The following is a 19,650-nucleotide window of genomic DNA, read 5'->3' as shown; positions in this document are numbered from 1 at the left end:
GCTACGTCCCGAGGAGCTTCGGGATCATGTCGAAGGCGACGTGGGTGAACGCGACCATCTCCGCGATCATCCAGTTGCCGCAGACGACGAGGGCGATCGCGACGGCGACGGCCTTCGGCACGAACGAGAGGGTGACCTCCTGGATCTGCGTCACCGACTGGAACAGCGAGATCGCGAAGCCGACGACGAGCGACGTGACGAGCACCGGCGCGGCGAGCTTCGCCGACACCAGGAGCGCCTGGAGCGTGAGGTCGATGACCGCCTGCTGGTTCATCAGTGCACCACCTGGTAGCTCTCGATGAGGGACGTGATGATCAGGCCCCACCCGTCGACGAGGACGAAGAGCAGGATCTTGAACGGCAGCGAGATCATCACCGGCGGGAGCATCATCATGCCCATCGACATGAGCGCGGCGGAGACGACGAGGTCGATGACGAGGAACGGGATGAAGATGACGAACCCGATGATGAACGCGCTCCGGAGCTCGGAGATGACGAACGCGGGGATCACGGTCGTCATCGGGACGTCGGCCATCGACGCGGGGTTGTCCTGACCGGCGGCGCGGGTGATGAGCGCGACGTCCTCCTCGCGCGTCTGGTGCAGCATGAACGTCCGCAGCGGCTTCGTCCCGATCTCGACGGCCTTCGCGAAGTCGATGTGCCCCGCGAGGTAGGGCTGCAGCGCGTCGTCGTTGATGTGCCCGAGCACCGGTGCCATCACGAAGAGCGACAGGAACAGCGCCAGGCCGGCGAGGACCTGGTTCGGCGGGATGCCCTGCAGACCGAGGGCGTTCCGCGTCATCGCGAGCACCACGAAGATCTTCGTGAACGAGGTCATCATGAGCAGGAGCGCCGGCGCGACGCTGAGCAGCGTGATGCCGAGGAGCGTGACGATCGCCGACGACGGTGTGCCGTCCGGCCCGTTCACGCTGACGCTGAAGTCGCCGCCGCTCGGCGGGGTCGGTGTCGTCGGCGCGGTCGGCTCGGTGACGCCGACCGCGTGCGCACCGCCCGCGGTGAGGAGCAGGAACCCGGCGACCGTCGCCAGGCCCAGGACGACGAGGGTGACGGTGCGGCCGGTCCGCAGTGCGGCCGTCACCCGGCCCGCCGGCCTCGGAGCGCGGCGGCGGCCTGCCGCCACGTGTCCGCGGACAGCACGGAGCCCTGCAGTTGCTGGGCGGTCGGGACGACGGCGCGCTCCGGACGACGTGCGCGCCCGCGGGGGCGCATCGGGAGCGGCGTCGCGGTGCCCGCCGGGGTGCCGGTCGGGAGGCCCGTGGCCGCGTGGTCCTGGCGCTCCAGCTCCGCGCGGAACCGGTCGGCGCTCGTGGTCGGCGCCGACGTCCGCGGCTCGGTCGGCAGGACGACGGGTCCGGTGACGATGGTCAGGTCGGGTGCCGGCGTCGGACCGCTCCGGAGCAGCGAGACGCTCTGCTCGGACACGCCGAGCACGAGGCGTTCCCCCTCGACGTCGACGACGACGACGCTCGCCTTGCCGCCGATGCCCTGGCGACCGACGATCTCGACCGCGGCGGACCGGCGCCCGCGCCCCTTCACCGCGACCCCGAGCCCGCCCTTCGTCGCGCGGCGGTGCAGCACCCACATGAGCGCGAGCACGACGCCGAGCGACACGGCGACCCGGAGGGCCATCCAGAGGGTGTCCACGCGTCAGACCGCTTCGGCGACGTCGAGGATCTTGGTGATGCGGACCGCGTAGTCCTGGTCGACCACGACGACCTCGCCGTGCGCGATGAGCCGCCCGTTGAGGAGCACGTCGGCCGGGGAGCCGGCGCTGCGGTCGAGCTCGACGACCGCCCCGGGCTCCATGCCGAGGACGTCGCGCACGGACATGCGGGTGCGGCCGATCTCCACGGTCAGGGTCATCTCGACGTTGTTGATGCGCCCGAGGTTCCCGGCGGGGACGGCACCGGCCACCACCGGAGCGGACACCGTGCCGTTCTCGCGGACCCGGATGCCGAACCAGCCGCCGGCCGCCCCGCCGGCGCTCAGCTCGAAGACCACGGTCTCGGGGTCGGCGAGGAGCGAGGCCGCGGACTCGCGACGAGCGTCGCCGAGGACGCCGACGCCGAGCACCGTCGCGGCGGCCTCGAGCGACGGTCGCAGCACGTCGGTCACGTCGACCAGGCCGGCGTCGGCGCCGCCCGCAGCGACGACGGCGCCGAGGTCGGTGAGGACCAGCGCGAGGTCCGCGGAGAGTCCGCCGACGAAGGACGCGACCACCCCGTCGACGGCGGCTGCGAGGACGTCGGGGGTCGCGCCTCCCGGCAGGGACACGGCGGTCAGGGGCGCCGCCGTCGGGAGCTGCGCCGCGAGCGACTCCGCTGCGGTGGCGTGGAGGGTGGTGGTGGCGCTCATGCGTGCTGCTCCGGATCGGTGGTGGTGACGACGATGCCGGCGAGGCGCGAACCGTTCGCGCCGACGGCCGCGGTGCCGACGGGGTGCCCGTCGACCGCGATGGTGAGGGGACGGTGCTGCGGGTGCGGCAGCGGCAGGACGTCACCCACGGCGAGGCGGAGGACCTGCGTCGGCAGCACCGCGGCCGGGGCGAAGTGCAGGCTGACGCCCACCGGCACGTTGGCCAGCTGCGCGTCGAGCAGCGCCTTGGCGTCCGCAGCGCTCACGCTCGTGGCGTCCTCGCCGAGCTGCGGGAGCACGGCCTCGGCGGGCAGGGCGAGCGTGCCGGGCGCGACACGGTCACCGACGCGGATCGAGAACGCCGCGACGATCATCAGGTCGCCCTTCTGCGCGGCCTGGGCGAACTGGCTGTTGAACTGGAAGCCGCCGGTCGTGACCTCGTGCGCGAGCAACCCGCCGAACGAGTAGCGGAGGTCGTCGAGGGCGTCCTCGACGATCTTCCGGACGAGCGCCTGCTCGATGGGGGTGAACGTCCGCTCGGGCGTGGGGAGCGGCTTCGAGGCGCCGAGGGCGTGCGAGACCCAGGTCAGGGCGGCGTCGAGCGGGACCTGCAGCACGCCCTTCGGGGCGAGGTCGGCGATCGGCAGCAGGACCATGCCGGTGAGGGCGGGCAGGGACGCGGCGTACTCGTCGTACGTCGTCATCGAGACCTGCTCGCAGGTCACCTGGCTGACGGCGCGCACCTTCGCGGTGAGCTGCGTGCCCCACTGCCGCGCGAACGTCTCGAAGGCGAGCTCGAGCACCCGGGCGTGCTCGCGGGCGAGCGTCGACGGGCGCGCGAAGTCGTACACCTCGGGCGCGGGCAGGGTCTCGGTCACGGGTGCGTCTGTCGGCCGACGACCGGCAGCCGTCAGCGTCACACCCGCGCTGTGCCCCGTTCTGGGGCGGTCGTGTCAGCCCTGGCGTGCTCCGTCCTGCGCCTTCGCCAGCGCGGGCATCAGGGCACTCACGTCCTGGTCCTGGTTCGACAGCACCACGATGTCGACCCGTCGGTTCAGCGTGTTGTCCGCGTCGGTCGCGCCCTTCGCGAGCGGGCGACTCGACCCGAAGCCGACGCTCTGCACGTGGTCCGCGGGCATCCCGCCGCGCTCGACCAGGTCACGGAGCACCCCGGTCGCCCGTGCCGCACTCAGTTCCCAGTTCGTCGCGTACGGCGCGGTCGAGTTCCGCTGGTCGGCGTGGCCCTCGACACTGACGTCGTGCGCGCTGGTCCGCAGCACCGGGGCGATGGCGTCCATGATCCGGCGCGCCTGGTCGGACAGGTCGGCGCTGTTGGTCGCGAAGTAGGTCTCGCTGCCGACGAGCCGCACGGTCAGTCCCCGGTCGTCGACGGCGAACTGCACCTTCGACGTCTCCCCCGCCCGCTCGAGGTTGCCCTGGATGGCCGCCTCGATCGCCTCGAGGTCGTCGAGCTCCCGCTGCGCCGCCGCCAGGTCGGCCTTCGAGGTCACCGGCGGCACCGCGGTCGACGCCGGATCGGCGTTGGTGTCGTCGGCGCCGGACGCGGCGGTCGAGTGGTCGGCGTCGGAGTCGTCCGTCGCGTACCCCTTGCCGTCCTTCGTCACCTGCGACTTCGCGACGACGGTGCCGGAGGCGGTGTCGATCTTCTCGGACTTCACCTCACCGAAACCGGTCGCGAGCGACTGCTTGAGCGCGATGTACTTCTCCTGGTCGACCGACGACATGGCGAAGAGCACGAGGAACATGCACATGAGCACCGTGATCATGTCCATGTACGACGCCATCCAGCGCTCGTCCGGGTGCTCGACCTCGTCGTGGCCGCCCTTCTTGCGTCCACGACCCCGCCCACGGGGGTTCGCGCTCACGGTCAGGCCGCCAGCTGCTGGTCGTCGACGCCAGCCGTGGCGCCCTTGGTGGCCTTCCCGGTGGTGCCGCGTGCCGACGGCGGGACCATGGCGGTGAGCCGCTCGCCGAGGAGGCGGGGTTGACTGCCGGCCTGCACGGCGAGCAGTCCCTCCATGAGGAGCGTCTGGCGGTCGGCCTCGAGCTGCGCGAGCTTGCGGAGCTTGCCGCCGAAGGGCAGCCAGAGGAAGTTGGCGGTGAGCAGACCCCACAGGGTGGCGACGAAGGCGCTCGCGATGAGCGGGCCGAGCTCGTCCGGCTTGCCGAGGTTCGCGAGCACGTGGGTCAGGGACACGACCGTGCCGATGATGCCGACGGTCGGCGCGAAACCACCGAGACCCATGAAGAACGCGCTCGCGCTCCGCATCGGTGCGGCGTTCGACTCGATCTCGTCCTCGAGCAGGATCCGGAGCTCGTCGCCGTCCGTGCCGTCCGCGATGTTCTGCAGGGCCTTCTTCATGAACGGGTCGTCGTGCTTGTCGGCCTCCTGCTCGAGCGCGAGCAGGCCGTTGGCGCGAGCCGTCTCGGCCAGCCCGACCACGTCGTCGATGACGGTCTGCGGCGGGGTCACCTTGCCGGTGAAGGCCTTCGGGACCGCCTTGAAGGCCGCGAGGGCGTCCTTCATGGTGGTGCTCGCGACGCCGCAGCCGATGGTGGCGACGAAGACGAGCAGCATCGGGGCGGGCAGGAAGAGCCCGGCCATCTCGACGTGCTCCATCTGCGCCATGCCGAACAGGGCGCCGAACGCGAGCAGGATCCCGATGATCGTTGCGATGTCCATGCTCAGCGACCCCCGTCCTGGCTCCGGGCGGCGTCGCGTCGTCCACTCGTGACGAGCGGGGCGACGGGCGCGAGGGTCGGTTGCGGCCCGGTGGTGTTCGTCGCGACGTCGGCGCCGTAGGCCATGCCGACGATCCGCGCGCGGTACGCGGCGACGGCGTCGATGACCTCGGCCATGGACTCGCGGACGATGTACTTCGCGCCGTCGACCATGATGAGCGTCGTGTCCGGCGTCTCCTGGATGCGCTCCACGAGGTCGGGGTTGACAGCGAATGCGCTGCCGTTGAGTCGTGTGACGACGATCATGGCCCGTCCTGGTTCTGGATCGTCCCGCCGCCGTCCGTGGGGCGGGATGCAGTCCCGTCCGTGGGGCTGCACCGGTGCTTATCGGCGTGGGACGCGAGCCCGTTAGCGCCAGTCCCACCGCGACGGAACACCCGTCGTACAACTTCTCATGAACGAGTTATTCCCGATCCGATGCTGCGAGATCGCCGGGTCTTGTCCCCTGTTTTATCTCACGAGCGTGTTACCGTGGCCACCATGTCCGACACCACCACCGTCGTCACGCCCGCCGATCCGGCAGCCGCCGCTCCGGCAGCCGCCGCACCCCTCCGCGAGGTCGGCGCACTCATCCGCGGTGCCCGCAAGGGCCGCAGCATGACCCAGGCGCAGCTCGCCGAGCGCGTCGGCACCAGCCAGAGCGCGATCAACCGCATCGAGCAGGGCGGGCAGAACCTGTCGCTCGAGATGCTGACGCGTATCAGCGACGCGCTCGACCAGCAGATCGTCTCGATCGGTGGCGCCCCGCAGCGCGCGCACCTCCGTGTCCAGGGCGGTCGGAAGCTCAGCGGCTCGATCGCGGTGAACTCGAGCAAGAACGCCGCCGTCGCACTGCTGTGCGCCTCGCTCCTCAACCGCGGCGTGACCCGCCTGCACAAGGTGGCCCGGATCGTCGAGGTCGACCGGATCATCGACGTGCTCCGGAGCCTCGGCGCCACCGTCACGTGGTCCGAGGACGGCGAGGTGCTCGAGATCGTCGCACCGTCGGACCTGCACCTCGACGCGATCGACGCCGACGCCGCGCGTCGCACCCGCAGCGTGCTCATGTTCCTCGGCCCGCTCAGCGGCCGCTACGGCTCGTTCCGTCTCCCCTACGCCGGCGGTTGCGACCTCGGTACCCGCACCGTCGAGCCGCACCTCATCGCCCTGCGCCCGTTCGGTGTCGACGTCGAGGCGACGTCCGGCTGGTACGAGGTCGACGTGGCGAACACCGAGGTGCCGACGAAGTCGGTCGTGCTCACCGAGCGCGGCGACACCGTCACCGAGAACGCGATCCTCGCCGCGGCCGCCCGTGACGGCGTGACGACCATCCGCAACGCCAGCCCCAACTACATGGTGCAGGACCTCTGCTTCTTCCTCGAGCTCCTCGGGGTGCAGGTCGAGGGCATCGGCACGACGACGCTCCGCATCACCGGCAAGAGCCGGATCGACGAGGTCGTCGACTACTGGCCGAGCGAGGACCCGGTCGAGGCGATGAGCCTGCTGACCGCCGGCATCGTCACCGAGTCCACGCTGACGGTCACCCGCGCGCCGATCGAGTTCCTCGAGATCGAACTCGCGACCCTGGCCGAGATGGGCCTCCGCTTCGACGTCAGCGAGGAGTACGCCGCCGCGAACGGCCGCACGCGCCTCGTCGACATCACGGTGCACCCGTCCGAGCTGCACGCGCCGATCGACAAGATCCACGCGATGCCGTTCCCCGGGCTGAACATCGACAACCTGCCGTTCTTCGTCGTCATCGCCGCGATGGCCGAGGGCACCACGCTCGTGCACGACTGGGTGTACGAGGGCCGGGCGATCCACCTGCTCGACCTCACCCGCCTCGGCGCGAGCGTCACCCTGCGCGACCCGCACCGCCTCGACGTCACCGGGCCGACGCACTTCTCCGGTGCCGAGGTGAGCTGCCCGCCCGCCCTGCGTCCCGCCGTCGTCATCCTGCTGGCGATGCTCGCGGCGAAGGGCGAGAGCGTCCTGCGCAACGTCGGCATCATCGCCCGCGGCTACGAGCAGCTGCAGGAGCGCCTCAACTCGCTCGGCGCGTCGATCGAGACGTTCCACGACTGATCCCGGTGGCACCACCGCGGTGACCCTCCGGTCACCGCACTGACGGCCCGTCCCCGCAAGTGGGGACGGGCCGTCACCCGTTCCGACGAACGCACCGGCGCCTCCAGGTCGTCTGCCAGACGAGACGGACCCGCGATCCAGACGCCAGGTGCTGCATGGGGGCATGGCCACGAGATCGCTCCTGACCGTCCCCCTCGTCCTCACCGTGGCGGCCGCGGCCGTCGCATGGGTCGCACTCGGCCCGGCAGCCGCTCTGGCCTTCGGTGCGCTCGCCCTGCTCGAGATCGCCATGGCCGCCGACTCGTCGGTCCCGATGGCGGGGATCGCGGGGCGTCTGCACTCCCCCGCACGGCGACTCTTCCTCTCACTCGGCATCGTGGCGGGCGTCCTCGCGATGCGCCTGCTGCTGCCCCCGGCAGCGGTCGCCGTCGGCGGCGGCACGGACCCCGCGTCCGCCGTCGACGAGGCCGTCTTCGCTCCCGGGTCGTTCTCCGCCCACCTCGCCGAGGTCAGGCCCGCGCTGGCCGCGTTCGGCGCGGCGTTCATCTGGCTCGTGTTCGCCGAGTACCTGTTCAACACCGACCGCCTGTCACGTCGGTCCTGGCTGGGCGGCCTGGAGGCGCGGCTCGCCCGGGTCGCGCGACCGCGCGTCTGGTCCGTGGTCACCGCTGCAGCCGGCGTGCTCGTGACGACCGTCCTCGTGGGACGGCAGGACGCGTGGGCGCCCGGTTCGGTGCTCCCGGTCGCCGTCGGCGGCGCAGCGGGCACCGTCGCCTACCTCGTGTCCAAGCGGATCGCTCGGTGGGCGCTGCGCGGCGTGGACGGCACCGACACCGGTGCGGTCGGGACGCGCGGCTCGTGGCGGGTCCACGCCTACGCGTCGACGGTGGTCTTCGAGCGTGGGCTCGTGGTCTTCATGCTGTTCGAGATCCTGGACGGCGTGTACAGCCTGTCGGGGTCGGGACTGCTCGGCGCCGACGGACTCGGTGCGCTCGAGCAGGCCGCGCTCGCGGTCACGGCAATCGCCGTCGGCGCGGTCTTCCTCGCCCGCACCACGTCGCGCCTGGACCAGGCGGCGACGCTCAAGCGCCTCCGGTACCTGAAGGCAGGGGCAGCCTACGTCCTCGGGGTCCTCGCCGTCCTGCTCTGGACCAGCCTGCTCGTGCCGGTGCCCGGGGTGGTCGTCGGCTGGTTCGGCACCGTCGTGATCGGTCTCGCACTGACGAGCTCGCTGCCGTGGCGGGCGTGGGCACGGCGCCTCCGACGGCAGGCGGCGACGGGCTGACCCGGTCCGGCCCGGATCTCGACGAGACCCTGCGTGCACGCTCAGCGCGGGGACTCCGTGTCCGGAGCGCGCGGACGGTTCCGGTCAGCACGCTGATCGCCATGACGTGGCGGCGCCGGGCAGCGGGGTGGGGCTCCGCGGTGGTACTTGATCAAGGTCGGCCTCGAGACGCCGAGGAAGTCGGCAGCCTGCTGCGTGGTCATCTGCATGTCATTCGGGGCGACCGTGTCACCGCTCCCGTTGGCGAGTGCGTCCGCGACCTGCTCGAGGATCGAAGAGCTCCTCCGGGATCGGGCGTTCCGATCCATCGGGAGCACGCAACCTCGCGCCCTTGTGTGGTTCCGCCGAACTCTCGTGGAGGAGCCGCGCGAAGTCGACGAGGTCATCCCTCGAGTCGTCCGTCGGCAGGTTCGTGCGAGCTCCGACGTTCCGGCTGCGGGGTGAGGTCGAGATCGCCATGAACCGGTCGTTTCCGCAAGAACCGAAAGGTTGCGGTCTGAGGCTGTGACTCGTGGACACCGACGAACCGGCCGTCGGACGCGGATCGGGAAGGACTCGCAGCACCCGCGGCGTTGACTGACGCGTCCGACGAACTGCGAGGAGACACGTGCTCGGTCCTGAACTGGTGGTGGCCCTCGGCCTCGCCATCGCCGTGACGGCTGCCGTCGCCGACCGCATCCGCGTGGCGCCGCCCGTCCTGCTGCTCGTCATCGGCGCGCTGCTCGCCCTCGTGCCGACCTTCGGACGCGTCGAGCTCCCCGCCGAGGCCGTGCTCCTGCTGTTCCTGCCGGCACTGCTCTACTGGGAGAGCCTGACCACCTCGCTCCGGGAGATCCGGAAGAACCTCCGCGGCATCGTCCTCATGGGTACCCTGCTCGTCGTCGTCACGGCCGGCGTCGTGGCGACGCTCCTGCACCTGCTCGGCATGCCGTGGGGTCCGGCGTGGGTGCTCGGCGCGGCCGTCGCGCCCACGGACGCAACTGCGGTCGGCGTGCTGACGAAGATGCTGCCCCGCCGCAACGTCACGGTGCTGCGTGCTGAGCGCCTCGTCAACGACGGCACGACCCTCGTGGTCTACGGCATCGCGGTCGCGGTCACCGTCGGGACGCAGGAGCTCACGTTCTGGAGCGTGTCCGGCATGCTCGTCCTGTCGTACGTGGGCGGGGTGGCGGGCGGGCTCCTCGCCGCGTGGCTGGGCACACTCGTGCTCCGGCGGGTCGACACGGTCGTGCTCGAGAACCTCGTGACACTGCTCGTGCCGTTCGCGGCGTTCCTCGGCGCCGAGGCGATCGGTGCGTCCGGGGTGCTCGCCGTCGTGGCGGCCGGCATCGTCGTCAGCCAGGTGGCCCCCAAGCTCGACCGGGCGGAGACCCGACAGCAGGTCCGCGCGTTCTGGTCCTTCCTGACCTACCTGCTCAACGGTGCGCTCTTCGTGCTCGTCGGCATCGAGGCGATGGTCGCCGCGCGCGAGCTCGACGCCGGTGAGCTGTGGAGCGGCGTCGGTCTCGTCCTCGCCGTCTCGGTCGTGCTCGTGCTCGTCCGGTTCGCCTTCGAGGGCACGATCGGCGGGACCGTCTGGCTCGTCACCCGTCGGTTCGGCGGTGAGCCGCGCGAGGGTCGCCGTGACCGGCTCGTCAGCGGTTTCGCTGGGTTCCGCGGCGCGGTGTCGCTGGCGATGGCCGTCGCGGTCCCCCGCACGCTGGAGTCCGGCGGCGCGTTCCCGGACCGCGACCTCATCGTCTTCGTGACCGCGGGCGTCGTCGTCGTGACCATCGTCGGCCAGGCGCTCGTGCTCCCCGCGGTCCTGCGCCGGGCCGCACTCCCCGAGGACGAGTCGGTCGGCGAGGAACGCCGGTACGCCGAGCGGACGGCGGTCGAGGAGGCGCTCGACGCGCTCCCCCGTCTGGCGCGCAAGGCCGGTGCCGACCGGGCGACGGTCGACCGGGTGCGGAAGGACCTCGAGGCCCACCTCGACGTCATCCAGGCCCGGGAGGAGGACGACGAGGACCACCCGGCGCTGCAGCGGCACGACGCGACGGTCGCCCTCGAGCTCGCCCTGGTGCGGCACAAGGCGGCGACCCTGCTGCGGCTCCGCGACGAGGACGAGATCGACGACCTCGTCCTGCGCCAGGTGCGCGCCGGCTACGACGCCGAGGAGGCGCGGCTCGAGGGCTCGACACCGGCCTGAGCCCGCACCGTGGCCGCACTCGGACAGCAGTCAGTCCGTCGGCACCTGACCCGCACGCAGCATCGCCCGCTCGAGCAGTTCGAGGTCGATGCCCACGTGCCGGCGTGCCAACACCCCGGCATCGACCGGCCGTCCCGCACAGACGGCCTCGACGAGCCCCTCGTGCTCGTGCAGCGCCCGTGCCTCCATCTCGGCCATGCCCTCGGCGGTGCCCCACAGGTGTGCGGGGGCGGCGATCGACACCTGCGACTCGAGCCCGGCGAGCGTCGCGGCGAGCACCTCGTTCGCGGCCGCGTCGATGATCGTGCGGTGCAGGACGGCGTCGGCCTGCTGCTTGTCGAACCCGGACGACGCCGCACGGAAGTCGTCGAGTCGGGCCCGCAGCGCAGTTCGTTCCTCGTCGGTGATGCGCTCCGCCGCGGCGGTGGCGAGTGCGCCGTGCAGCAGCGCGATCGCGTCGGCAGTGTCGCGGATGCCGGCCCAGCGCGCGAGCAGTGTGCGGCCGACGGCGTCGGAGGACGAGTCCGGCCACTGTGTGCGGACGAAGGTGCCGCCGCCCCGGCCCCGGCGGGTCTCGAGCAGTCCGCGGTCGACCAGTCGTGCGAGGGCCGCGCGCACCGTGACACGTCCGACACCGAGGAGCACCGCCAGCTCCCGCTCGGGCGGCAGGCGGGACGCAGGCAGGTACTCGCCGACGGCAACGGCCGTGACGAGCCGGTCCTCGACCTCGTCGACACGGGTCTCCGTCGCACGATCTGGCACTCGGCCCCCTCCTTGCGTTTCGTCCACGTTAAAGGACGAGAAAAGGTATTGCAGGGAACCTTTGCCGGGGCCATGCTGTGCGTCATGTCCCGCATCATCGAAGGCACCATGCCGTTCCAGGACGGCGAGACCTGGTACCGCGTCACCGAACCCGACGCCCCGACCCCCGGCGCGCTCCCGCTCGTGGTCCTGCACGGCGGCCCCGGGATGGCCCACGACTACCTCCGGATCCTGGCCGCGCTCGCCGACGAGACCGGACGCACCGTCGTGCACCACGACCAGTTCGGGTGCGGTCGGAGTTCGCACCGCCCCGACGCTCCGACGGAGTACTGGACCCCGCAGCTCTTCGTGGACGAGTACACCGCCCTCGTCGCGCACCTCGGCCTCGGCGAGCACCACGTCCTCGGGCAGTCCTGGGGCGGCATGCTCGGATCCGAGATCGCCGTCCGGCAGCCGGAGGGGCTCCGCTCCCTGGCGATCTGCAACTCCCCCGCGTCGATGCAGCTCTGGGTCGACGGTGCGGCCGAGCTCCGCGCACAGCTGCCGGCGGACGTGCAGGACGCCCTCACGCGCCACGAGCAGGCCGGCACCGTCGACGACCCCGAGTACCTCGCCGCCACGCAGGTGTTCTACGAGCGCCACGTGTGCCGCGTCGTCCCCATGCCTGCGGACTTCGTCGACTCCGAGACCCAGATGGAGCAGGAGCCGACGGTCTACCACACGATGAACGGGCCGAACGAGTTCCACGTCATCGGCACGATGCGCGACTGGACCGTCATCGACCGGCTCGACCGGGTGTCCGTCCCGACCCTCGTCGTCGCCGGTGAGCACGACGAAGCGACCCCCGCCACCTGGCAGCCCTTCGTCGAGCGCATCGCCGACGTCCGCCAGCACGTCTTCCCCGGGGCGAGCCACTGCTCGCACCTGGAGCAGCCCGAGGAGTTCCGCCGCGTGGTCGCGGCGTTCCTCGCCGAGCACGACGACCCGGCACGGGACGACCAGCCCGCGGGCTGACCCCGCCGTACCGGCCCACCAGGCCGACCACCCGTCGGACGGGAGGCGCGCACCGACCCCGCCGCGCACCTCCCGCCCGTCGCCCCACCGGACCCGACCAGCGCGCCCGACCCGCCGCGCGCCTCCCGTCCCTTCTCCCTCCTTCCCACGCACCGTCTCCCCGAACGGAACCGACATGTCGCAGCAGCACAGCGAGCTCTCCGCGCAGCAGCAGCTCGAGGCCTACGGCTACAAGCAGGAGCTCAAGCGCTCCGTGTCCACCACCGACCTGCTCGTCTACGGGCTCGTCTTCATGGTGCCGATCGCCCCGTGGGCGATCTTCGGCACCGTCTACAACGCGTCGAGCGGCATGGTGCCGCTCGTCTACCTGGTCGGCCTCGTCGCGATGATCTTCACCGCGCTCGCGTACGCGCAGATGGCGAAGTCGATCCCCCTCGCCGGGAGCGTGTTCTCGTACGTCGGTCGCGGCATCCACCCGACCGCCGGGTTCTTCGCCGGTTGGGCGATCCTGCTCGACTACCTGCTCGTCCCGACGCTGCTCTACGTGTTCGCGGCCGAGAGCATGGTCGGCATCTTCCCCGGCACGCCCCGCTGGCTCTGGGCGCTCGTGTTCGTCGCGATCAACACCGTGATCAACCTGCTCGGTGTCTCGTCCCTCAAGCTCGCGAACCGCGTCTTCCTGCTCATCGAGCTCGTGTTCGTGGCGGTCTTCGTCGTCATCGCGATCGTCGCGCTGACCGGCGGGACCGTCCCCGGCGCGTCCTTCAGCACCGACCAGGTGTGGGACCCGTCGAAGGTCTCCGCGCCGCTCATCGCCTCGGCGCTGTCGATCGCCGTGCTGAGCTTCCTCGGGTTCGACGGCATCTCCACCCTGTCCGAGGAGTCCACCGGCCGCCGTGGCGGCGCCGGGCTCGCGATGGTGCTCGCGCTGGTCATCGTCGCGTTCCTGTTCGTGCTGCAGACGTGGCTCGCGTCCGCCCTCGCCGCCGGGCGTGACGCCTTCCCCGAGGGTGAGGCCGGCAACGCGTTCTTCACGATCGTCGAGCAGGCCTCCTCGAGCGGGTGGGCGACCGCGTTCTTCGCCGTCAACGTCCTCGCCGTCGGCATCGCGAACGCGATGGCCGCGCAGGCCGCCACGAGCCGCCTGCTCTTCTCGATGAGCCGCGACCGGCAGCTGCCCGCGTTCCTGCACAAGCTCAACGGTCGACAGGTCCCGCAGAACGCGATCATCGTCGTGTCGGTGCTCTCGGCGATCCTCGTGCTGTTCTTCGTCGGGCAGATCGACACGATCTCGTCGCTGGTGAACTTCGGCGCCCTGTTCGGCTTCATGCTCCTGCACGTGTCGGTGTTCGTGCACCACGTGGTGAAGGGGAGGTCGCGGAACTGGCTGCTGCACCTGGTCGTGCCGCTCATCGGGTTCCTGATCATCGGCTACGTCCTGCTCAACGCCGCGGTCGAGGCGAAGGTGGGCGGCATCGTCTGGCTCGTCGTCGGCGCCGCGGTGTTCCTGTACTACCGGTCGACCGGTCGCTCGACCGAGGTCGGGTCGGAGGAACCGGGCACACGGGGCGAGGGGTCCGTCGGCGGCCTCGACACCACCACCACGGAGAAGGGCCAGCGATGACCACCCCCGACCACTTCCTGCCGAACACCCTCGGGCGACCAGGGTTCTCCGCCGACCGGGACCCCGTGCTCCGGATCACCCCGGGCACCGGCGAGACGATCGGCTTCGAGACCACCGACGCCGTCTACGCCGAGCTCGACGAGCACCACGACCTCGCGCAGCTGCAGGCACCGATCAACCCCGTGACCGGGCCGGTCTGGGTCGAGGGCGCCGAGCCCGGCGACACCCTCGCCGTGCACATCCACGACATCCAGCTCACGACGCACGGCTGGTCGGTGTCGCTGCCCGGGTCCGGCGCGCTCCAGCACGTCATGCCCGAGGGGGTCTTCGCCCGCCGCTGCCCGATCGAGGACGGCGTCGTGCACGTCACCGACCGGCACGCGTTCCCGGTCCGGCCGATGATCGGGTGCATCGGCGTCGCTCCGGCGTCGGGGACGAACTCGACGATCATGCCCGCGTACGCCGAGGGCGGGAACATGGACGTCACCGAGGCCCGGCCCGGCTCGACCGTGTACCTGCCGGTCCGGGTGCCGGGCGCCCTGCTGTCGATCGGGGACGTCCACGCGATCATGGCCGAGGGCGAGTCGTCCTTCGTCGCGATCGAGGCGCAGGGCACCGCGATCGTCTCCGTCGACCTCGTGCGGGGCGGTCGGCCGCTCCGCGCGCCGCGCATCGAGACCGCCGACGAGTGGCTCTTCGTCGGGCTCGGCGACCCGGTGCAGGAGAGCGTGCGACGCGGGTACGAGGACGCGTTCGCGTTCCTGGTCGAGGACCACGGCTGGACCGCCGAGGACGCCTACGCGGTGCTCAGCGCCGTCGGCGACTCGAAGCTCGGCGGCCCGACCGGCTCCGGAGACCCCGACCCGCTGCACCCCTTCGCAGCGGTCGGCGCGGTCACCCTGCACCGGGTGCCGAAGGCGGTGCTGTAGCCGGCAGGCGCAGGAGGCCACCGCACGACGGACGGGAGGCGCAGGGCTGGTCGACCCCGCGCCTCCCGTCCGTCGTCGGCTTTGCACACCCTCATCGGCAGGGGCACGCGTCCGCAGTAGCGTCGTGGTCGTCAGACGATCGTCTGACGACGACACGAGGAGGGTGGTCGCGATGGTCCGGCACCACGTGACGACGATCTACCCGGGCCTGGACGCCCCGGTGGTGGACGTGTGCGACTGCGTGGCGGGCGTGGACCACGTCGAGGTGTTCCCGACGTGGACCGCGCTCGTGGTCGAGCCGGTCCGCCGGGCGTTCACCGGCCGATCGCGCCGCCCGACGGACCGGAAGGAACCGAGACCACCGTGCACTCCGACACCCACCCCACCACCCGACCGTCCCGTCGAGGAGCCCTGATGGTCACGGCGGCCCTGCTCGCCGTGATCGGGACGGCGATCGGCACCACGGCGCTCACCGTCGTGCCGGCTGCGGCCACGACGACCACGAGCGCCACCCCCGGCGACCGGACCGCCCCGGCGCCGACGCCCGGGTCGTCGTCCGCGTCGTCGTCCGCGTCGTCGTCCGCGGAGCAGGCGGCGCGTCTGCAGGCGCTCGGCGACCTCGTCGTGCAGCGCCTCGAGCTCGCAGGACCCGTCGCGGCGTCCAAGTGGCTCGACGGACGGCCGATCGCCGATCCCGCCCGCGAGCAGGCGGTCGTCGACGCCGGCGTCACCCGAGCCCGCGCGGCCGGCATCGACCCGGACCTGGTCGAACGGGTGCTCCGGGACCAGATCGCCGCGAGCAAGCTCGTCCAGCGCGGCTCGTTCACGCGGTGGACGCACGAACCCTGGACCGCACCGACGACCGCGCCGGACCTCGCGGAGCTCCGTGCCCGGATCACCGCGCTCGACGACGGTGTGGTCGACGCCGTGGGCGCCGTCGAGGACCTCGCCGACGCCCACGGGTGCCGGCACGCCGTCGTCGCGGAACGCCACCGGGTCGAACCGGGGCTCGGGTCCCTGGAACGGCGGGCACTCCACGTGGCGTGGACCGCGTTCTGCCGACCCTGACGACGCCGACGGTGCTCCTAGACTCGGTCCCGGGCCGCCGTGGCCCGGGACCGACGAGGAGCACCGTGAACCGACGACAGGCGACCATGGCCGCGAGCCGTGAAGCGATCGTCGAGGCCGCCGGTGCCCAGTTCGCCCGCTTCGGGTACGAGGCGACGAGCTTCTCGCGGGTCGCCGAGGCGATGGGTCGGCCGCGGTCCGCGGTCGGGTACCACCTGTTCCCGTCCAAGCTCTCGCTCGCATCGGCCGTCATCACCACGGAGCAGGCGCACTGGGCCGACCTCGCGTCGGCGAGCACGGACCCCGCGGGCGTCGAGCGGCTCACCCGGGTCCTGCTGACCACGGCGCTCGAGACGCGGACACGGCCGGGCACCGCCGGAGCGGTCCGGCTGCTTCGCGAGCTGCTCCACACCGACGTCGCGGTCCCGAGGGGCTTCGTCTGGGCCGACTTCGTCCGCGCCCAGCTGCAGGCCGCACCACGCAGCACGGCACTGCCGCTGCCGGAACACGCCGAGGACCTGGTGCTCGAGGCGACCTTCGGCCTCACGACCGCCGCACGCCCGTCCTCCGACGACGAGCTGGTGCGCCGCCTGCACGCGCTCTGGGTGCCCCTGCTCGTCTCCTTCGGCATCGACGACGCCGCGGACCGGGTCGCACCAGCGCCACTGGTGCTCGCTCAGTCGTAGCCGAGGACGACCGTCGGGTCGTCGGGGTCCTGCTCGAGGACGGCCTCCGCGGCCACCGCGGGCACCGGCGCGCCGGTCACCACGGGCGGGACGCCCGACGCGCACCGGTGGGACGGGGACGGTCGTGCCTGCGCGACGCCCCCGCGGGCATCGCGGACCAGACCCGTCCCCAGACCAGCTCGTACTCGACCCGGGAGAGCTGACCACGGCGGGCGGCCGTCTCGGCCAGGCACAGCAGGTCGAGCGACGTCTCGAGCAGCCGGACGTCGCCGTGCACCTCGGGGTGACCGTTGCCGTGGAACACGGTGACGGTCACCGTACGCACGCCGGGACGGGTCCGGCGGGTCATCCGCGCGAGGACGGCGAAGCCCGCCGCGTAGAGCACGACGGCGACCACCGCACCGACGACGGGCCGGTCGTGCAGCGCGACCACGACACCCATCGCGGCGACCGCGCCGCCGACGCCCCACGCCTGCAGTGCTCGGAGCAGCACGAGCTCGCCGGTGGTCGTCCCCGGCGGGTGGACCTCGAGTGTCCGCCCGCTCCACAGCGTGCGCGTGACGGGCTGCACGGAGCAGCGTCCCCAGGGGTGCCAGCCGGCGCGTGCGACGCGGCGGGGCGATCGGTCTCGATGGTCGTCCACGTCCGCCAGCCTCGTGCCGCTGGAGGGGCGTGGCCCGGGTCCTGACGACTCCCTGACGCGACGACGGCGGATCCGGACGGGGAACGAACGAGGCACCGGTACCGTGACCGGATGGACGACCACGCCACCGCCGACGCCGCCGTGACCGGCACCCCGCTGACCGACGCCGCGCTCGCGGCCGCCCTCGTGACCGATGCCGCCCGGCTCGCCGCCGACATGCGGGAGGGCGGGACGACGGCCGAGCGCAAGACGTCGGCCGCCGACCTCGTGACCGCCGCCGACCGCGCGGCCGAGGACCTCGTCCGCACCGCGCTCCTGCGCCACCGTCCGGACGACGGCGTCCTGGGCGAGGAGGGCGCCCGGGTCGACGCGGTGGACGGGCGCCGGTGGACCGTCGACCCGATCGACGGCACCTACAACTACGTCGCCGGGCTCCCGGCCTGGTGCAGCGCCGTCTCGCTCGAGGCCGACGGCGCGCTGCTCGTGGGTGCCGTGCGTCGTCACCTGCCAGCCGAGACGTGGGTGGCCTCGGACGGACGCACGACGCGCGACGGCGTGCCCGTGCCGGCGGTCCCGGACGTCCCGCTCGCCGGCAGCAGTGTCGCGACGTTCCTCAACGCCTCCCACCTCCGCGGCGACGCGGCGGTGCCGATGGTCGAGCTCCTCGCTGCAGCCGCCACGGTGCGGGTGAGCGGCTCGGGCTCGTGCGACCTGGCCGACGTCGCGGCCGGACGCATCGGGCTCTGGGTGCAGACGGACTGCGCGGACTGGGACTGGCTGCCCGGCCGGGCCCTCGTCGAGGGTGCGGGCGGCGCGGCGGTCGTGGTCCGCGCACAGGGCCACGACTGGCACCTCGCCGGTGCACCGACGGCGGTGCGCGAGGCGGTGGCGCTGCTCACCGCGTGACGAGGGGGCGGCCCGGACGTCGACCAGCGGCCGGGCCCGGGGTGGTCCGTCCTCGTGACGTCCGCCAGGATGATCGCGTGACGACTGCACACCAGCCGCCCGCCCGTGGCCTCGCGCCCCTGTACCTCGCCGGCTTCACGACGGCGTTCGGCGCGCACGGGGTCGCCAGCATCCTCGGCGCGGAGACGGACGACATCGGCCTCTCGCTGGTCACCCTCGGCGCCGTGCTCGCCCTGTACGACGTCGCCGAGGTCGTCCTCAAGCCGCTGTTCGGTGCGCTGAGCGACCGGATCGGCGCGAAGCCGGTGATCGTCGGCGGTCTGGTCGGGTTCGCCGTGGCGTCGGTGCTGGCGATCGTGCACCCGAGCGTGCTCGTCCTCGCGCTCGCCCGGCTCGGTCAGGGGGCGGCGGCGTCCGCGTTCTCCCCCGCGTCGTCCGCGGCGGTGGCGCGCCTCGCCGGCCGGGAACGCCTCGGTCGCTCCTTCGGCCGCTACGGCGCGTGGAAGAGCCTGGGCTACGTGCTCGGCCCGGTACTCGGCATCCTGCTCGTGGAGGGCATCAGCCTCCGGGCCCTCTACGTCGCCCTGACCGTCCTCGCCGTGGTCGCCGCACTGTGGGCCGCGCTCGCCATGCCGACCCTGCCCGTGCAACCCCGTCGACGCACCACCCTGGCGGACCTGGTCCGGCAGACGACCGACCCGACCTTCCTCGTGCCGACGGCGCTCCTGGCCACGACGACGGGCGTGCTCGGCGTCGCGGTCGGGTTCCTGCCGCTCCTCGCCGTCCGCCTCGGCCTGCCCGCCGTGGTCGGCGCGGTCGCCATCGCCGTCGTCGCCCTCGTCTCGACGGTGGTGCAGCCGCGGGCGGGCCGGTTGCGCGACCAGGGGCGCCTCGACACCCGTGTCGGCAGCACGGGCGGACTCGTCCTGGCAGCCACCGGCCTCGGTCTCCTGGCCGCCGCTCCCGGGCCCGTCACCCTCTTCGTCGCCGCGGTTGCCGTCGGTGGCATGCTCGGCACGGTCACGCCCCTCGCCTTCGCGCACCTGGCCGCGTCGACGCCGGAGGAGCGCATGGGGCGGACGATGGGCAACGCGGAGCTCGGGCGCGAGGTCGGCGACGCCGGGGGCCCGCTCCTGGTCGGCGCGGTCGCGACGGCGTGGACGCTGCCCGGCGCCCTGGCCCTCGTCGCGGTCGCGACGGCAGGGGCAGGAGCACTGAGCTGGCGCGCACTGCGTGCACGCGCGGCCGACGGCACCACGCGCCCGACCGAGGAGGACTGATCGAGTCCGTCCCCCGTCTCGACGACGGAGTGGGACCACGGTGTACGGGGGCAGCGGCGGACC

Annotated in this window: 21 protein-coding genes; 11 read left to right on the top strand and 10 right to left on the bottom strand. The window is 72.5% G+C overall.

What is annotated here, in order from left to right; all coding sequences use genetic code 11:
- Position 1 precedes the first annotated feature (1 nt).
- The 8 genes from DEJ22_RS07380 to DEJ22_RS07345 form a co-directional block, all read right to left on the bottom strand.
- Positions 2–274 carry a flagellar biosynthetic protein FliQ gene (locus DEJ22_RS07380; protein WP_069710948.1) on the bottom strand — a complete coding sequence of 91 codons (273 nt, stop codon included), beginning with the start codon at positions 272–274 and terminating at the stop codon, positions 2–4.
- Positions 274–1,098, bottom strand: a complete 825-nt coding sequence (gene fliP / locus DEJ22_RS07375; protein ID WP_258379514.1) for a flagellar type III secretion system pore protein FliP — start codon at positions 1,096–1,098, stop codon at positions 274–276. The genes DEJ22_RS07380 and fliP overlap by 1 nt, the downstream gene beginning before the upstream one ends.
- A complete protein-coding gene (locus DEJ22_RS07370) occupies positions 1,095–1,664 on the bottom strand; it encodes a FliO/MopB family protein (RefSeq protein ID WP_111225999.1) in 570 nt (189 codons plus the stop codon). Before DEJ22_RS07370 ends, fliP begins: the two co-directional genes overlap by 4 nt.
- 3 nt (positions 1,665–1,667) lie before the next feature.
- Complete coding sequence (gene fliN / locus DEJ22_RS07365; protein ID WP_111225998.1) at positions 1,668–2,375, bottom strand: flagellar motor switch protein FliN; 708 nt, start codon at positions 2,373–2,375, stop codon at positions 1,668–1,670.
- Positions 2,372–3,253, bottom strand: coding sequence for a flagellar motor switch protein FliM (locus DEJ22_RS07360; protein WP_111226394.1), 882 nt, complete (start codon positions 3,251–3,253; stop codon positions 2,372–2,374). Before DEJ22_RS07360 ends, fliN begins: the two co-directional genes overlap by 4 nt.
- A 75-nt stretch (positions 3,254–3,328) precedes the next feature.
- Positions 3,329–4,261 carry an OmpA/MotB family protein gene (locus DEJ22_RS07355; protein WP_111225997.1) on the bottom strand — a complete coding sequence of 311 codons (933 nt, stop codon included), beginning with the start codon at positions 4,259–4,261 and terminating at the stop codon, positions 3,329–3,331.
- 2 nt (positions 4,262–4,263) lie between these two features.
- The gene (locus DEJ22_RS07350; RefSeq protein ID WP_111225996.1) at positions 4,264–5,079 is read right to left on the bottom strand and encodes a motility protein A; all 816 of its coding nucleotides are present in this window, start codon (positions 5,077–5,079) and stop codon (positions 4,264–4,266) included.
- A 2-nt stretch (positions 5,080–5,081) separates the two neighbouring features.
- A complete protein-coding gene (locus DEJ22_RS07345) occupies positions 5,082–5,384 on the bottom strand; it encodes a flagellar FlbD family protein (RefSeq protein ID WP_111225995.1) in 303 nt (100 codons plus the stop codon).
- A gap of 234 nt (positions 5,385–5,618) precedes the next feature.
- Here DEJ22_RS07345 and DEJ22_RS07340 point away from each other — a divergent pair, with 234 nt between their 5' ends.
- The 3 genes from DEJ22_RS07340 to DEJ22_RS07330 all read left to right on the top strand — a co-directional run bounded on the left by DEJ22_RS07340 (position 5,619) and on the right by DEJ22_RS07330 (position 10,675).
- Positions 5,619–7,202 carry a helix-turn-helix domain-containing protein gene (locus DEJ22_RS07340; protein ID WP_258379513.1) on the top strand — a complete coding sequence of 528 codons (1,584 nt, stop codon included), beginning with the start codon at positions 5,619–5,621 and terminating at the stop codon, positions 7,200–7,202.
- A 163-nt stretch (positions 7,203–7,365) separates the two neighbouring features.
- Positions 7,366–8,487 (top strand): DUF475 domain-containing protein, encoded by a 1,122-nt coding sequence (locus DEJ22_RS07335; RefSeq protein WP_111225994.1) that lies wholly within the window; start codon positions 7,366–7,368, stop codon positions 8,485–8,487.
- 607 nt (positions 8,488–9,094) lie between these two features.
- A complete protein-coding gene (locus DEJ22_RS07330; RefSeq protein WP_111225993.1) occupies positions 9,095–10,675 on the top strand; it encodes a Na+/H+ antiporter in 1,581 nt (526 codons plus the stop codon).
- 30 nt (positions 10,676–10,705) lie between these two features.
- Here the strand turns inward: DEJ22_RS07330 and DEJ22_RS07325 are convergent, their stop codons facing one another.
- Entirely contained in the window at positions 10,706–11,437 is a 732-nt protein-coding gene (locus tag DEJ22_RS07325; RefSeq protein WP_111225992.1) for a FadR/GntR family transcriptional regulator, read from the bottom strand.
- 84 nt (positions 11,438–11,521) lie between these two features.
- Between DEJ22_RS07325 and DEJ22_RS07320 the strand changes: the two genes are divergently transcribed.
- The 6 genes from DEJ22_RS07320 to DEJ22_RS07295 all read left to right on the top strand — a co-directional run bounded on the left by DEJ22_RS07320 (position 11,522) and on the right by DEJ22_RS07295 (position 16,758).
- Positions 11,522–12,451, top strand: a complete 930-nt coding sequence (locus DEJ22_RS07320; RefSeq protein WP_258379512.1) for a proline iminopeptidase-family hydrolase — start codon at positions 11,522–11,524, stop codon at positions 12,449–12,451.
- Between the two features lie 175 nt (positions 12,452–12,626).
- On the top strand, positions 12,627–14,075 hold the full coding sequence (locus DEJ22_RS07315) for an APC family permease (RefSeq protein ID WP_258379511.1): 1,449 nt from the start codon (positions 12,627–12,629) through the stop codon (positions 14,073–14,075).
- On the top strand, positions 14,072–15,004 hold the full coding sequence (locus tag DEJ22_RS07310; protein WP_111225990.1) for an acetamidase/formamidase family protein: 933 nt from the start codon (positions 14,072–14,074) through the stop codon (positions 15,002–15,004). The genes DEJ22_RS07315 and DEJ22_RS07310 overlap by 4 nt, the downstream gene beginning before the upstream one ends.
- Positions 15,005–15,176: 172 nt before the next feature.
- Positions 15,177–15,419, top strand: a complete 243-nt coding sequence (locus tag DEJ22_RS07305; protein ID WP_146241667.1) for a hypothetical protein — start codon at positions 15,177–15,179, stop codon at positions 15,417–15,419.
- Entirely contained in the window at positions 15,419–16,072 is a 654-nt protein-coding gene (gene aroQ / locus DEJ22_RS07300) for a gamma subclass chorismate mutase AroQ (RefSeq protein ID WP_111225988.1), read from the top strand. Before DEJ22_RS07305 ends, aroQ begins: the two co-directional genes overlap by 1 nt.
- Before the next feature lie 65 nt (positions 16,073–16,137).
- Positions 16,138–16,758: a TetR family transcriptional regulator gene (locus DEJ22_RS07295; protein ID WP_146241666.1), complete on the top strand. Its 621-nt coding sequence runs from the start codon at positions 16,138–16,140 to the stop codon at positions 16,756–16,758.
- Between the two features lie 76 nt (positions 16,759–16,834).
- On the opposite strand, the gene DEJ22_RS07290 is transcribed toward DEJ22_RS07295, so the two are convergent.
- Positions 16,835–17,401 carry a DUF6611 family protein gene (locus DEJ22_RS07290; protein WP_111225986.1) on the bottom strand — a complete coding sequence of 189 codons (567 nt, stop codon included), beginning with the start codon at positions 17,399–17,401 and terminating at the stop codon, positions 16,835–16,837.
- Between the two features lie 111 nt (positions 17,402–17,512).
- Between DEJ22_RS07290 and DEJ22_RS07285 the strand changes: the two genes are divergently transcribed.
- Positions 17,513–18,307, top strand: a complete 795-nt coding sequence (locus tag DEJ22_RS07285; RefSeq protein WP_111225985.1) for an inositol monophosphatase family protein — start codon at positions 17,513–17,515, stop codon at positions 18,305–18,307.
- 77 nt (positions 18,308–18,384) lie between these two features.
- Positions 18,385–19,587: an MFS transporter gene (locus DEJ22_RS07280; protein WP_111225984.1), complete on the top strand. Its 1,203-nt coding sequence runs from the start codon at positions 18,385–18,387 to the stop codon at positions 19,585–19,587.
- Positions 19,588–19,650 lie beyond the last annotated feature (63 nt).

This window comes from Curtobacterium sp. MCSS17_007 (genome assembly GCF_003234175.2).
GTDB lineage: Bacteria > Actinomycetota > Actinomycetes > Actinomycetales > Microbacteriaceae > Curtobacterium.
The sequence above is the reverse complement of the archived record's forward strand: the minus strand, read 5'-3'. Positions and strand labels throughout refer to the sequence as shown.